The following is a 15,240-nucleotide window of genomic DNA, read 5'->3' as shown; positions in this document are numbered from 1 at the left end:
GAATTAATATGCGTCCGCTTACGGTATTTGCACTTGAAACTTATGCGGACGATCCGTGCGAATGCTTTATACCTCGAAATCCGAATATGGTTTATATTTCTCAGCATGACGAAAACTTTTGGGCGAAGGTACATAAAGCTATATCTGTAATTCAGTTTAAGTTAGAAGGACAAATTATAAAACGTCACCCTGAATTTAATATGGACAACCACCTTATGCTTGACAAAATCAATTACGAAAACGGAACAATTATGCTTGAGGGCAAAGAATACAAGTTGAAAGATACCAACTTCCCTACAATCAATCCCGAAAATCCGTTTGAACTTACAGACGCCGAAAAAGAGCTTATGAATTTATTGCGTTCATCGTTTTTACGCAGTGAAAAACTTCAAAATCACGTCAAATTCTTATACGAAAAAGGCAGTATATATCTGACATTCAACAACAATTTGTTGTATCACGGCTGTATACCGATGAACAGTGACGGTACTTTTACGGAAGTTACACTTTTCGGTGAAACGGTAAGCGGCAAATCGCTCATGGACAAAGCCGAACAGCTTGCACGTGACGGTTATTTTGCCAAAAACGGTTCCGAAGAAAAAGAATACGGCAAAGATTTTCTGTGGTTTTTATGGTGCGGTTGCTACTCCCCTGTTTACGGCAAAAATAAAATGACTTCGTTTGAACGATATTTTATTGATGATGAAAGTACATGGGTGGAAATTAAAGACGAATATTATCACCTTATCGAAAAACCGAGCGTATGCAACAAAATTTTATGCGAGTTCGGAATTGACCCGAACAATTTTTCTCATATTATAAACGGTCATGTTCCAGTAAAAATAAAAAAAGGCGAAAGCCCGATTAAATCAAATGGCAAACTTTTAGTCATAGACGGCGGTCTTTCAAAGGCATATCAGAAAGTTACCGGACTTGCCGGTTACACATTGCTGTTCAATTCACACGGTTTGCTTTTAAGTGCGCATGACGCATTTGAATCTATCGAAAGTGCCATAAAAGAAGAAAAGGATATTCACTCAACGCTTGACGTTGTTGAACTTGCTCCGAATCGTTTACTTGTCGAGGACACTGACGCAGGTAAATCGTTATCGAAAAAAATCACCGACTTAAAAGCACTTGTTGACGCATATTTAAAAGGAAAAATAAAAACACATTAAATAGAGAGAGGAAATCCACAAATGAATTACGAAAAAGAACCACTGCATATTTCAACATCCGTACCCAACGGCACTTATGAAGTAACTGTCACAGTTACCGCACACGAAGATATTATTTTCACAATACTTTCGCAGTCACGCCGTTTTATGGCACAAGATATAAATCTTGGCAAAGGAGAAAGCACAGACATCACTTTCAATGTAAGCGTATGTGACTACCACAAAAACAACGAAGATTACACAAACGTAAACGGAGTTGAAATTGATATTATGTGCGACGGTGATTTTACCGCACTTTCCGCAGTATCGCCTGTCAATATTCCGACAGTTTACATCGCCGGTGACTCAACCGTCACAGACCAGCCTGCCGAATATCCGTACAACGCTACCTCTACATACTGCGGTTGGGGTCAAATGTTTCCGCAATTTTTTAACACGGGCATTGCGGTTGAAAACCACGCTCAATCAGGTTCTACAACCGAAGATTTTAAAAATGTGAATTTCACCGCATTCAAAGACAAAATCAAAAAGGGTGATTTCCTGATTATCGAGTTCGGTCACAACGACCAAAAAATAGATACTCTTGACGCGTTCGGCGGTTACACGGAAAACTTAAAATATTTTGTAAACTTTGTCCGCGAAAAAGGTGCAAATCCGATAATATGTTCACCAATCAACAGAATTATATTCCAAGAGGACGGAACCCTTCTTAACTTGCTCGGTGATTACAGAACAGCAGTTAAAAACGTATGTGACGAAATGAATGTACCGTTTATCGACTTGTGGTCACGCACAACCGAATTTTTTGAGGCGGCAGGAGCGGTAAAAGCTTGGGATTATTTCTGGGGCAACGGCACTGACCGCGATTACACCCACACAAACGATATCGGCGGCAACATCGTTGCACGATTTGTTGCAAACGAAATGATTAAAAACAACGTTCAGCCGATAGCAGACTTAATCAAAAAAGATATGATTAACATCGAAATGCCAAAACACGATTCAAGTGTCAAACCGCAAAATTCAAAAGAAATCGAACACTTAAAAACAATCGGTCTTGTCAACGTTCCGAAAGCGTCCGAGCTTGCCGACCTTGACAAAGACATCACCAATATCTAGTAAAGCGGACAAAAACATAACGGTTTTGTCTACAAAATAACAAAAACTGCATTTTGAATAAAATCAAAATGCAGTTTTTTATATCTTATCTTAATTGAGCACCGATTTGATTTTCAAGATTTTTAACAACCTTATCAAATACTTTCTGTACTTCATCACCTGTCAAACTTCTGTCTGCGCTTCTGTATATAGCACTGTATGCAACGCTCTTTTTGCCCTCAGGTATCTGTTTACCCTCGTAAACGTCAAACAACTGCAAGCTTTCAAGCATTTTACCCGATGTCTTTTTGATTACATTTTCAATATCCGCAACAGGAACTGTCTTATCAACAAGCATTGCTATATCACGAGTTACGGCAGGATACTTAGGAAGTTCCTTAAACTTAATATCGGTCTTAATATTAAGGAATACATTCTCAAAATCCAATTCGGCAATATATACAGGAGTTTCAATTCCGTATTTTCTGCTTACTGCAGGGTGAATTTCACCGATTATGCCGATTACCTTATTGCCGGCACTTATCTTTGCACATCTTCCCGGGTGGAATGTCGGGTTATCTGTTACGGCCTCATACTTAACATTCTTTACGTTAAGTTGTGCAAACATTGTTTCGCATATACCCTTAATGTCATAGAAATCTACGTTATCGCCGTACATACCCATTGTGATTTTAACAGGTTCGTTCGGAAGTTCACCGTCCGTTGTCGGAATAAATATCTTTCCTATTTCAAACAACTTGGCAGACGGATTTCTGTAATTATAGTTTCTTGACAATATATCCATCATACTTGCGATAGTAGTTGTACGCATTACCGATGTGTCCTCGCCAAGCGGATTTGTAATTTTTACAACGTTTCTCATTTCACTGTCTTTCGGAATATTCAGTTTATCGAATATTGACGGACTTGTGAATGTGTATGTGTAAATTTCGTACATACCTTGTGCTGTAAGAAGTTCGTTCACTCTGTCCTGTACCTGCTGACGTTCTGTTTTCATTCCGCAAGTAGCCTCGCCCGAAAGAAGTGTTACAGGTATTTTATCGTAACCGTAGAAACGCGCAACTTCTTCCGCAATATCCGCCTCACCTTCAAGGTCAGGTCTGAATGACGGAGGAGTTACAGTCATCTTGTCAAGGTCAACCTTAATTTCAAGTGCGTCAAAATACTTAACCATATCCTCTGTCGAAATGTCTGTTCCAAGGAACGCATTAATTTTATCAGGTCTGAAAGCAAGCGGCTGCATATCTGTTACGTTACCCATAACGTCAATCATTCCGCCGACATTTTCACCGCAGCCAAGTTTTTCTACAAGCTGACACGCTCTTTCAACGGCAGGAACTGTATTGTTATAGTCAAGTCCCTTTTCATATCTTGATGATGATTCTGTTCTAAGACCGACTCTTTGTGCTGTAAGTCTTACAGACGCACCGTCAAATGTAGCCGATTCAAAAATAACAGTTGTTGTATCGTCCTTAACTTCACTGTTAAATCCGCCCATAACACCTGCAATAGCAACAGCTCTGCTGCCGTCTGCGATTACAAGGTCGTTTGAAGTAAGTGTTCTGTCCTGTTCATCAAGAGTCTTTATAACTTCACCGTCATTTGCACGTCTTACGATAATTTTGTTATCCTGTAAATCTCTCAAATCAAATGCGTGCATAGGCTGACCGTATTCAAGAAGTACATAGTTTGTTATATCGACAATATTGTTGATAGGTCTTACACCGCACGCACGAAGTCTTTCCTGCATCCAACTCGGTGACGGACCGATTTTAACGTTTTTAACCATTCTTGCACAGTATCTCTTACACTTATCCTTGTCCTGTACATCAACGCTGATTGTATCGGCGATATTTTCACTGTTTTCGTTAAACTTAACTTCAGGAATAGTGAACTTTTTATTAAATGACGCCGCTGTTTCACGTGCAAGACCGATTATGCTGAAACAATCAGGTCTGTTTGAAGTGATTTCAAATTCAACGACAGTTTCATTCATACCGAATATATCCTTAATATCCGTACCGATTTTTGTATCGTCCGGAAGAATAAGAATACCGTATTCAGGTTCATAGCCAAGCATATCCTCTGTTATCCCAAGTTCATCGTGTGAGCAAAGCATACCGTAAGATTCAACGCCTCTAAGCTTGCCTTTTTTAATTTTTCCGTCAGGAAGTACCGCACCGACAAGTGCAACGGGAACGATTATACCCGCTTTTACATTCGGCGCACCGCAGACAATCTGCAAAATCTCGCCTGTTCCCGCGTCAACCGTACACACATGAAGATGGTCACTGTCAGGGTGATCTTCACAGGTAAGCACCTTACCCGCAACTACATTCTGAACAGATTCGCCCATATTCTCCCAACCCTCAACTTTAGAACCTGTCATTGTAAGTCTGTCTGAATATTCTTTCGGCGTAACGTCTATATCCATATAGTCATTAAGCCAACTCATAGGTAAATTCATTATATTTCATTCCTTTCAATTTCCGAATAATATATTAAAACTGGTCTAAGAATCTCAAATCATTTTCAAAGAAAAGTCTAAGGTCGTTAATATCATACTTACCCATTGCAATTCTTTCAAGACCGATACCGAAAGCAAAGCCCGAATATACTTCAGGGTCAATACCGCAGTTTGCAAGTACCTTAGGGTGTACCATACCGCAGCCCAAAACTTCAATCCAGCCCTCGCCTTTACATACGCTGCAGCCTTTACCGCCGCAAGCGAAACACGAAACGTCAACTTCGGCTGACGGCTCTGTAAACGGGAAATGGTGAGGTCTGAAACGTACTTTTGTATTTTCGCCGTAAAGACGGTGGATAAACATTTCAAGAGTACCTTTTAAATCTGCCATTGTAACACCCTTGTCAACTACAAGTCCTTCGATTTGGTGGAATACAGGTGAGTGAGTTGCGTCAACCGCGTCACTTCTGTAAACTCTTCCGGGTGCTATAATTCTGATAGGCGGTTTCTTCTTTTCCATAACACGAACTTGGATAGGTGAAGTTTGTGTTCTCAAAACCGTATTTTCGTTTATATAGAATGTGTCCTGAGTATCACGCGCAGGGTGATTCGGTGGAATGTTAAGTGCCTCAAAGTTGTAGTAGTCAAGCTCAACTTCCGGACCTTCCGCGATTTCAAAACCCATTCCGATAAATGTGTCTTTAATGTTGTTCATTACTTTTGTAAGCGGATGAAGTTTACCTGTTTTTTGTGCCTTACCCGGCATTGTAACGTCGATTACTTCGCTCTTTAGCTTGATTTCTTCAAGCTTTTCTGAAAATTCCGCTTTCTTCGTATCTATGTGGTTTTCGATTACACCGCGAATTTCGTTTGCAAGCGCACCGATTTGCGGTCTTTCTTCTTTGCTTAACTGTCCCATACCTTTTAGTACGGCAGTAAGTTCACCCTTTTTACCGAGAAACTTTATTCTTGCTTCTTCAAGAGCATCAATGTCAGTTGCTTTTTGAAGTACATCAAGGGCATTTTTTTTGATTTCTTCTAACTTTTCTCTCATTTCAAAATTCCTTTCGATATAAATTAAAAAACACTCCGTCCCATAAGGGACGAAGTGTGTAAATTCAAACTCCGCGGTACCACCCGACTTCCGATAAAACATCGGCACTCAATTATGTATAACGGCACTACCCGTCACAGACTACTTGCAAACCGCTTTCACCTATGCAGCTCCGGAATGAAATTTCAAATAAATCCTTACCGTATCGACTCACAGCTCAATAACCGATACTCTCTTTAGGCGGTATATACCTTACTTTGTTCCATCATTGCTTTTAATATTCAATAATAAAATATTATATCACCTTTTTTTTATTTTGTCAATCAATAACACAAAATTATTTAAAAGGATTGATTTTTTTAACAAAAAATTATATAATTTATCCCGAAAGGGTTGATTTGAATTGAAAGAAGAAATTTTAGATATATTAAAAAATGCAGACGGATATATTTCAGGCGAACGCATAAGCGAAATGCTGAACGTTTCAAGAACGGCGATATGGAAGCACATTAAATCATTGCGTGAAAGCGGTTACAAAATCGAATCGGTCACAAACAAAGGCTACCGCCTTATTTCCTCGCCCGACATCATAACCGAAAGCGGCATAAAAAGCGGACTTACCACCGATTTTATCGGTCACAGCTTATTTATATATGATGAAACCGACACGACAAACAATCGTGCAAAGGAAAGCAATACCTCGCCGGACGGCAGTGTATTTATCGCCGAAGTGCAAACGCACGGCAAAGGCAGCCGCGGACGCGGTTGGACTTCTCCAAGAGGGATAGGCATTTGGCATTCAATCCTTTTAAAGCCCGAAATCTCCCCGCTTGAAGTTTCGCAAATAACGCTCGTTGCAGGTCTTGCTGTCTGCAAGGCTATCGGTCTTAATTCAATGATTAAATGGCCTAACGACATTGTTATTAACGGTAAAAAAATCTGCGGTATTCTAACCGAAATGTCTGCTGAGATAAATATGGTCAACTACGTTGTATGCGGTATCGGTGTAAATGTAAACACAGAATCATTCGATGACGACATCGCCGACAAGGCTACTTCAATGTTTATCGAAAGCGGTCACAAATATGTGCGAAACGAATTAATCGCAAAATTGTTAAACGAATTTGAATATTATTATAAGAAGTTTCTCGACGGCGGACTCAGTGCAATTCTTGATGAATACAAAAAGTGTTGCGTCACGCTCGGCAGAGAAGTAAACGTCATTTTCAAAAACGAAACGGTTCGCGGAACTGCCGTTGACGTTGACGAAAACGGCTCACTCGCCGTACAAACCGAAAACGGTATTATTCACGTCACTTCCGGTGAAGTTTCAGTCAGAGGTATCTACGGTTACATCTAAAATCGAATATATTATGAATAAATTGTAAATTGTTAGCACTCACATCTGTTGAGTGCTAATTTTGTATTGACAAATCTTACTTTGAGTATTAATATATATTATATAAATTAATTAACTTCAAGGAGTGATTTATATGGCAAAAGGTAATATTTCAGTTGACAGTGAAAATCTTTTCCCTATTATAAAAAAATGGCTTTATTCCGATAAGGATATTTTCCTTAGAGAACTTGTTTCAAACGGTTGTGACGCGGTCACAAAATTAAAGAAACTTGCAAGTATCGGTGAAGCTCAAATTGACGAAAACGAAAAATTCAAAGTTACCGTATCAATCTTTAAGGACGCTAAAAAGCTTGTCATCAGTGATAACGGTATCGGTATGACTGCCGAAGAAATCGACAAGTACATCAATCAAATCGCATTTTCGGGTGCAAGCGACTTCCTTTCAAAGTACAAAGAGGAGGACGACAAAGGTTCTCAAATTATCGGTCATTTCGGACTTGGTTTTTACAGTGCGTTTATGGTTGCCGACAGTGTTGAAATTGATTCGCTTTCATATCAAGACGGTGCAAAAGCCGCAAAATGGACTTGTGACGGAAGTATGGAATTTGACTTAACAGACGGTGACAGAACAGAAAGAGGTACTTCAATAACTCTTAACATCGCCGAAGATTCGGAAGAATTTCTTGAAGAAAGCACAATCCGTCAAATTCTTCATAAGTATTGTGCATTCCTACCTATTGAAATATATGTTGAAGTTCCTGAGGACAAACACGAAGATCACTGTGACTGCGGTCATGATCATGAACATGAACACGAGCACGAGGACGATACACCGTCAGAGCCAAAGCCTATCAACAACACAACACCGCTTTGGATGAAAAAGCCGTCGGAGTGTACAGACGAAGAATACAAGGAATTTTACAGAAACGTATTTATGGACTTCAACGAACCGCTTTTCTGGATTCACCTTAATGTAGACTATCCGTTCAACTTAAAAGGTATTTTGTACTTTCCTAAAATCAATCATGAATTTGCAGGTCAAGAGGGACAGATAAAGTTATACAACAATCAAGTATTTGTTGCCGACAACGTAAAAGAAGTTATTCCCGAATTTCTAATGCTTTTGAAGGGTGTTATCGACTGTCCTGACTTACCGCTTAACGTATCAAGAAGTTTCTTGCAGAATGACGGTTATGTTAAGAAAATTTCTTCACATATTACAAAGAAAGTTGCGGACAAGCTTGCAAGTATTTATAATAACGAACGTGAAAACTATGAAAAGTATTGGGATTACATCAATATCTTCATTAAATACGGTTGCTTAAGAGATGAAAAGTTCTATGAAAAAGTTAAGGACGTAATTATTTATAAGGATATTGACGGTAAATATTTGACATTGGACGAGTACCTTGACGGTAAGGAAGAAAAAGACGTTTATTACGTTTCCGATCCGCAAACTCAATCACAGTACATCAATATGTTCAAAAATCAAGGACTTAATGCCGTTGTACTTCCGTCAATGATGGATACACATTTTATTTCACTTGTTGAAATGAAACAGACGGGTGTTAAATTCAAACGTATTGATTCCGCCATAAATGACATTTCGGACAACACAGAAAAAGACGATTCAACTAAAGAACAAGAAGAAAAGTTGATCGAAAAGTTCAAGAATGAAATCAAGGACGATACATTGAAAATCGAAGTGCAGTCACTTAAAGACGATTCAATCCCTGCCGTAATTTTGCTTGGTGAACAGTCAAGACGTATGCAGGAGATGTATAAGGCTTACGGTCAGCAAATGGCAGGTATGGCTGATATGTTCCACGATGAATTTACACTTGTACTAAATTCAAACAACTCACTTATCAAGAAAATAGATACATTAAATGACGAGGACGCAAATCTTGTTATTGAACATGTTTACGACTTAGCGAAAATAAGCCACAGTCCTTTGCCGGCAGAACAAATGACAAAGTTTATCGAACGCTCCAATAAATTGCTTGAAAAGCTGTTTTAATTAACAGTTTTTTCTTCCATCGTCAAAGAGGGACACTAAATTTCAGTTTAGTGTCCCTCTTTTAATATGTTTAATAATTCTTCTATTGTATCCACAGTATAATCCGGCACTTCAAATTCATTTTTAGGTGTGTTTAACTTGTGAATACCCTGTTTTACGCATACGGTTTTCATACCCAACTTTTTAGCCGGTGCAACGTCATTATCCACCCTGTCACCGACCATCACAGCATTTTCACCTTTACAGTCGGCTTTCTCAAGTGCTTTTTGAAAAAGTCTTATATCGGGTTTTGATACACCCTCCTCCGCAGAGGATATGACAAGGCTGATATACTTTGCCAAGCCGTACTTTTCAAGGCGTTTTTGTGTCCCCAACGGCTGATTGGCTATAACTCCGATTTTGTACTTACCATACAGTTGTGACAAAACATTTTCAGAATATTCATAAGGCATTTCAAGTTCACTGTGCCATTCTGCCCTATTCAATCCCGATATAATAACAGCGTCATCATACGGAATTAAATTTTTCAAAGCACAGTCGTCCATTAATTTATAAAACTCGCTTACGCTTATGTTGCTCCCTTTTACCGTATCGCTGACGCGTTTTTCCCACGCCTTGCTTTCGTCAACCAGCGTTGAACCGACATCGAAAAATATCCACTCTATCATTCTCTTATCTGACCGTCCCCGTAAATTATATATTTAATAGAAGTCAATGCCTCAAGTCCCATTGGACCTCTTGCGTGCATTTTTTGTGTACTTATGCCTATTTCAGCACCAAATCCGAACTCAAAACCGTCCGTAAATCTTGTTGAAGCATTAACATAAACCGCCGCCGCATCAACCTCATTCAAGAACTTTTGCGAATGTTCGTAATTGTTTGTAACAATCGCCTCAGAATGTTTTGTGTTGTACTTATTAATATGCTCAATCGCCTCATCAATTCCGTCAACGACTTTTACCGCCATAATATAATCATTATATTCAGTATAATAATCCTCGTCTGTCGCGTCATTTACATCTGCAAATATTGCTTTTGAATTTTGGTCGGCTCTGATTTCAACATTCTTTTCTTTCAGTGCCTTGAACATAACAGGAATAAATTTATCCGCTATTTTTTTGTCTATAAGCAAAGTTTCGGCGGCATTGCACACAGACGGACGTTGTACTTTCGCATTAAGTACAATTTTAACCGCCATATCAATATCCGCGTCCGCGTCAACATAAACGTGACAGTTACCAGCCGCCGTTTCAACAACGGGAACAGTCGCATTTTCAACAACCGAACGAATAAGTCCCTTACCGCCGCGTGGGATTAACAAATCCACATATCCGTTCATTTTCATAAGCTGAGTTGCTGTTTCACGCGAAGTATCTTCTATTATATTTAGTGTCCCCTCAGGTATTCCGACACCGTATGCCGCATCCTGCATAATTTTCATAACGGCTTTGTTTGAATTAATTGCTTCACTTCCGCCTCTTAAAATGCAAGCGTTTGAAGTTTTAAGGCAAAGTACCGCCGCGTCAACCGTTACATTCGGTCTTGCCTCGTAAATTATTGCAATAACGCCCATAGGCACACGTTTTTGACCGATAGTCAATCCGTTTGGTCTTTTCCACATTTTTATTACTTCACCGATTGGGTCGGCAAGTGCTTTGACCTGTCTTACTCCCTCCGCAATTCCGTCAATGCGTTCTTTTGTAAGAGTAAGTCTGTCAATCATAGCTTGACGTGTTCCGTTTTTCTTTGCGTTTTCTATGTCAATGTTGTTCGCCGCAATAATTTCATCGGCACGTTCTACAAGTGCATTTGCAATAGCCTCAAGTGCATTGTCCTTTGTAACCGTACTTACTGAAACCATTTTATATCCTGCATCTTTTGCAAGAGTGCATTTTTCCAAAAGCTCGCTCATTATTCTTCCTCCTTATCGAAATTCTTCGACACAAACAATGTTCCGACAGGCTTTCCGTCAAGTATATCGTAAAGTGAATCAACATTGTTTCCGTTTGCGATTATCATATGAATACCGGCATTTGTCGCTCTTTCGGCAGCCTCAAGCTTTGTCACCATACCGCCCGTACCTCTGCTTGTTCCCGCACCGCCTGCAACATCTCTCACTTCGTCAATATCGTATACTGTAGGAAGTAATTTTGCGTTTTTATTCTTGTGTGGGTCATCGTCGTACAAACCGTCAATATCGGAGAAAAGTACAAGTAAATCCGCGTCAACAAGGTCGGCAACGACTGCCGATAAATTATCATTGTCGCCGATTTCGATTTCGTCATAACTTACCGTATCATTTTCGTTTACAACAGGAATTATCCCCATTTCAATAAGCGTTGTAACAGTATTTTGAATATTTCTCTTTCTGCGTGGAATTGCAATATCCTCACGCGTTAAAAGCACCTGTGCAACGGTGTTGTTGTAACCCGAAAACATTTTGTCGTAAAGATACATCAGTTCGCACTGTCCGACTGCCGCAATGGCTTGTTTGCCCTTTGTATCTTTCGGCTTTTCAGCCAAACCGAGTTTACCGAGTGCAATTCCCTGTGCACCCGATGAAACAAGAATTATCTCCTTGCCTTGATTTCTTAAATCAGAAAGCACCATAGACAGTCTGTCTATAAGTTTTAAATTCATTGTTCCGTGTTCATATGTAAGCGTAGACGTTCCGACTTTGACAACAATCCTGTGTGCCATAGACACGTCCTTTAATATATCGTTCATTGCCATCCTCCTATAAAGCATATAGTTATTTCTATTATATCGCTTTATGGGTAGTTTGTAAAGTCATTTTTATCTTACCTTATTCTTCAAAATTTCACTTGCATTTTTTTACTCTCTATGATACTATATAAATATATTTTTACAAAATTTTCATTGTATCATATAACAATAATGTGAATTTTATTATATATTATACAACATTGTGGGAGGTAATGATGAAAAAACAAATAATTGCGGCAACTGCGCTGATGTTAGCGATTTCTTCAACCGCATATGCGTCCGACAACATAAACATATTCGTAAACGGAAATGCCTTAAACACAGGTGCTTTCATTATGAATGATTCGACGTATATACCGCTTAGAGCGGTCAGTGAGGCTCTCGGTTCAAACGTAAACTGGGATGGAAATACAAGAAGTGTTTACATTGATTCCGATGAAGATACCGTCACTGCTCAAGTGATTGAAAACGCAAGTTCAAGTGTCGTTGCAATAGTAGGAAATTACAAACCCGAATATATGACAGGGACTGTTTCAAATTACAATGAACTTACCGCTCACGGTACAGGTGTAGTTATCAAATCAGGCGGTATTATCCTTACAAACGCACACGTTGTAAGCGATATTGACAACATAACAGTCGTTTTCTCCGACGGCGAAAGCTATGCCGGACAAGTTCAGGCAATCGACAAAGATTCCGACTTGGCTTTGGTAAAGGTTGGCCGTCTTGGTTTAAAGCCAATATCGTTCGCGCAATCGGACAGTATCTTCGCAGGGCAGTCCGTTGTTGCAATCGGTACTCCCCTTTCGCTTTCAATGCGAAACAGTGCATCAAAAGGTATCGTAAGCGGACTTAACGTCAGCACTCCGAGCGCGTATTATCCGTTAATTCAAACTGACGCCGCTATCAATGCAGGTAATTCCGGCGGACCGCTTCTTAATATGAAAGGTCAGCTTATAGGTATTAATTCTTCAAAATATGCAGGTGTCGGAATTGAGGGAATTAACTTTTCAATCCCGCTTGACACGATTAATTATGTACTCAATCAATTTGAGCAAAACGGAAAAGTCATAAGACCGGATTTAGGCGTTACACTTGAAAATTCATGGGAGGCGCGAATCGGTCTGCCGACAAAGAAAGGCGTCACCGTAAAAACATCTTCGTCAAGTTCACTTTCAAGCGGTGATGTTATAAACTCTATCAACGGCGTTGAAGTACACAGTATTGTGGACTTTAATAAAGCATTGCGTGATACATACTCTTCGGGAAGTATCAACGTAATTTATACAAGGAGCGGTGAACAAATTTCAACTGACATCGTTCCTAATCTAAAATAATAAAATTGGGGGTACTAAAATGAACAAAAAACTAATCGCTGCAATTCTTGCCGCAGCAACAGCTCTTTCAGCAGCACCTTTTGCGCTTGCTGAAAATGACGAAAACACAAATGACAAAGTAGAAATCGCATTCAACGTTGGTGACAGTATTCTTAAAATAAACGGCATTGAAACAGAAGTTGAAACACCGTATGTAACAGAAAACAACACTACATTGGTACCGTTAAGAGTAATAACAGAGGCTTTTGGTGCAAAAGTTGACTGGGACGGCGATACTCAAAAAATAACTCTTACATACCCTGCCGTAAATATTGAACTTCAAATCGGCAATATCGTTGCAACTGTAAACGACCATACAGAAACACTTCTTGAATCACCTGCACTTTCCGAAAACGGCGTTACAATGGTTCCACTAAGATTTATTTCCGAAACATTCGGTGCAACAGTAGGTTATGACAACGACACTCAAGCAATACTTGTAACAAAAGAAAATATGGATAATTCTTCTACCGTTACAGGTATCACCGATATGACAAAAACAGGTGACAGCTATTATTTATGGAGCATTGACACTCCTACTCAAATGAAAATGGCTGACAGAACTCTTGACGCAATGACAACAAAATTCGTTGCCGATGACGAAAGTTCAATGTACATAGACGTTTATCCTATAACAGAAGATACTGTTGATTTTGACGAAGAATATTCAAAGAGAAAAGACTCTTTTTCTTCATATACACTTATCAATGCAGAAAAATTACCTGAATCAAACGGAACACAGCATATGCACTTTCAGGCAAAAAATAAAGAGCAAATCATTGATTTTCACGAATACTATACAAAGGATTACAGATATTTAATCACTTCATTGATAAAAATCAATGATGATACATCAACAAAAGATATGATACTTTCTTTAGTGGATTCATTTAAGATTGGCAAAATAGATAATGAAACATATGATCTTTCCACGGTAAAAACAGAGGGTACAAGACAATACCGTGAAATCACAGACGATACATATAAAGTAAGTTTCTATGTACCGGCTAATTATCAAATGGAAGATGATAATACTGAAAACGAATTTACATTCTATGAGCCTAAAAACGAATCGACATCACGCATCTCATTGGGTATTTATTCAAAAACAGGTGACACGACTGCTTATTCGCTTGCCACAAATGACCATGCCATAAGAGAAAAATATGCAAGTACAAAATATTCCACTCTTACCCCGGTATCAGAAACAGGTACTAATTCATACAAGTACACTCAAACTATTTCGGGTTCAACCGATTCCGATTTATACACAGTCGATACTTTCTTTGAAAAAGGCGATTATGTGTACAATTTTGCCGTAACGACTAATTTAGATTACGATGAAATGGAACTTAACACAATTCTAAACAGCATAAAGGCAGAAGAACTTGATTCTTCAAAAATCGGTAAATTGATGAGAAACGACCCTGAGGATACCTTAAACACAGCAAAAGTCGGAGATTATCAATTTTCAATTCCTGCGTCATGGAAACTTTTCTCAAAAGCATCTCAAGGATCTTCATATACGAACGTTTCATATGTAAACACATATACAACTTCGGGAATTATTTATGCCAGCATGACCGGTTCTGATTTCAAGCAAACTAACCTTTCTACAGTTGCAAACTCATACTCAAAGAGTATAACTCAAGACGATGAACACGAAATGTTCAAAAAAGTTGAGTACACTTCAATAAACGGTAAACGTTATGCTTATTTCACATATACAACAACAAGCAAAGCTGACTATAAATCATATGGAACCGTATATATGACTTGTGACAACGGAACGGCTCATATATTTACACTTATACAAAACGAAGTGTTCTACGGATCGGCTGAAATTGACGATTTTATCGACATCGTTAACTCATTTCAAAGCAAATAAAATTTAAAATTCTGTATTAAAAGTTCGGATTTTTTATCCGAACTTTTATTT

At 38.9% G+C, this 15,240-nt stretch carries 11 protein-coding genes and 1 other annotated feature; of the genes, 6 read left to right on the top strand and 5 right to left on the bottom strand.

What is annotated here, in order from left to right:
- Both ACLTU0_RS06890 and ACLTU0_RS06885 read left to right on the top strand, forming a co-directional pair.
- The coding region (locus ACLTU0_RS06890; RefSeq protein WP_412321769.1) for a fructose-bisphosphatase class III at positions 1–1,178 on the top strand (1,178 nt) is incomplete at its 5' end.
- A 21-nt stretch (positions 1,179–1,199) separates the two neighbouring features.
- Positions 1,200–2,297 (top strand): rhamnogalacturonan acetylesterase, encoded by a 1,098-nt coding sequence (locus ACLTU0_RS06885; protein WP_412321767.1) that lies wholly within the window; start codon positions 1,200–1,202, stop codon positions 2,295–2,297.
- Positions 2,298–2,382: 85 nt separating this feature from the next.
- On the opposite strand, the gene pheT is transcribed toward ACLTU0_RS06885, so the two are convergent.
- Both pheT and pheS read right to left on the bottom strand, forming a co-directional pair.
- Positions 2,383–4,764 carry a phenylalanine--tRNA ligase subunit beta gene (gene pheT, locus ACLTU0_RS06880; protein WP_412321765.1) on the bottom strand — a complete coding sequence of 794 codons (2,382 nt, stop codon included), beginning with the start codon at positions 4,762–4,764 and terminating at the stop codon, positions 2,383–2,385.
- A gap of 34 nt (positions 4,765–4,798) precedes the next feature.
- Entirely contained in the window at positions 4,799–5,818 is a 1,020-nt protein-coding gene (gene pheS / locus ACLTU0_RS06875) for a phenylalanine--tRNA ligase subunit alpha (RefSeq protein ID WP_412321763.1), read from the bottom strand.
- 42 nt (positions 5,819–5,860) lie between these two features.
- Positions 5,861–6,096, bottom strand: a binding site (T-box leader).
- Between the two features lie 125 nt (positions 6,097–6,221).
- Here pheS and ACLTU0_RS06870 point away from each other — a divergent pair.
- Positions 6,222–7,178, top strand: a complete 957-nt coding sequence (locus ACLTU0_RS06870) for a biotin--[acetyl-CoA-carboxylase] ligase (protein WP_412321761.1) — start codon at positions 6,222–6,224, stop codon at positions 7,176–7,178.
- A 133-nt stretch (positions 7,179–7,311) separates the two neighbouring features.
- Positions 7,312–9,198: a molecular chaperone HtpG gene (gene htpG / locus ACLTU0_RS06865; RefSeq protein ID WP_412321760.1), complete on the top strand. Its 1,887-nt coding sequence runs from the start codon at positions 7,312–7,314 to the stop codon at positions 9,196–9,198.
- Positions 9,199–9,245: 47 nt separating this feature from the next.
- Here the strand turns inward: htpG and ACLTU0_RS06860 are convergent, their stop codons facing one another.
- Genes ACLTU0_RS06860 through proB form a run of 3 tightly spaced genes read right to left on the bottom strand, consistent with a single transcriptional unit; the run spans position 9,246 to position 11,925 of the window.
- Complete coding sequence (locus ACLTU0_RS06860) at positions 9,246–9,866, bottom strand: HAD family hydrolase (protein WP_147513547.1); 621 nt, start codon at positions 9,864–9,866, stop codon at positions 9,246–9,248.
- The gene (locus tag ACLTU0_RS06855; protein ID WP_412294792.1) at positions 9,863–11,113 is read right to left on the bottom strand and encodes a glutamate-5-semialdehyde dehydrogenase; all 1,251 of its coding nucleotides are present in this window, start codon (positions 11,111–11,113) and stop codon (positions 9,863–9,865) included. The genes ACLTU0_RS06860 and ACLTU0_RS06855 overlap by 4 nt, the downstream gene beginning before the upstream one ends.
- Entirely contained in the window at positions 11,110–11,925 is an 816-nt protein-coding gene (gene proB / locus ACLTU0_RS06850) for a glutamate 5-kinase (protein ID WP_117965064.1), read from the bottom strand. Before proB ends, ACLTU0_RS06855 begins: the two co-directional genes overlap by 4 nt.
- Before the next feature lie 215 nt (positions 11,926–12,140).
- Between proB and ACLTU0_RS06845 the strand changes: the two genes are divergently transcribed.
- On the top strand, positions 12,141–13,262 hold the full coding sequence (locus ACLTU0_RS06845; protein WP_412321759.1) for a trypsin-like peptidase domain-containing protein: 1,122 nt from the start codon (positions 12,141–12,143) through the stop codon (positions 13,260–13,262).
- 19 nt (positions 13,263–13,281) lie between these two features.
- Positions 13,282–15,189, top strand: a complete 1,908-nt coding sequence (locus ACLTU0_RS06840) for a copper amine oxidase N-terminal domain-containing protein (protein WP_412321757.1) — start codon at positions 13,282–13,284, stop codon at positions 15,187–15,189.
- Positions 15,190–15,240: the final 51 nt, after the last annotated feature.

The organism is Hominilimicola sp. (assembly GCF_046972485.1).
GTDB lineage: Bacteria > Bacillota > Clostridia > UBA1381 > UBA1381 > Hominilimicola > Hominilimicola fabiformis.
The sequence above is the reverse complement of the archived record's forward strand: the minus strand, read 5'-3'. Positions and strand labels throughout refer to the sequence as shown.

Coding starts and splice junctions, on each gene's coding strand:
- ACLTU0_RS06860 (WP_147513547.1), bottom strand. CDS start 9,866: ATGATAGAGTGGATATTTTTCGATGTCGGTTCAACGCTGGTTGACGAA.
- ACLTU0_RS06885 (WP_412321767.1), top strand. CDS start 1,200: ATGAATTACGAAAAAGAACCACTGCATATTTCAACATCCGTACCCAAC.
- htpG (WP_412321760.1), top strand. CDS start 7,312: ATGGCAAAAGGTAATATTTCAGTTGACAGTGAAAATCTTTTCCCTATT.
- pheS (WP_412321763.1), bottom strand. CDS start 5,818: ATGAGAGAAAAGTTAGAAGAAATCAAAAAAAATGCCCTTGATGTACTT.
- proB (WP_117965064.1), bottom strand. CDS start 11,925: ATGAACGATATATTAAAGGACGTGTCTATGGCACACAGGATTGTTGTC.
- ACLTU0_RS06845 (WP_412321759.1), top strand. CDS start 12,141: ATGAAAAAACAAATAATTGCGGCAACTGCGCTGATGTTAGCGATTTCT.
- ACLTU0_RS06840 (WP_412321757.1), top strand. CDS start 13,282: ATGAACAAAAAACTAATCGCTGCAATTCTTGCCGCAGCAACAGCTCTT.
- pheT (WP_412321765.1), bottom strand. CDS start 4,764: ATGAATTTACCTATGAGTTGGCTTAATGACTATATGGATATAGACGTT.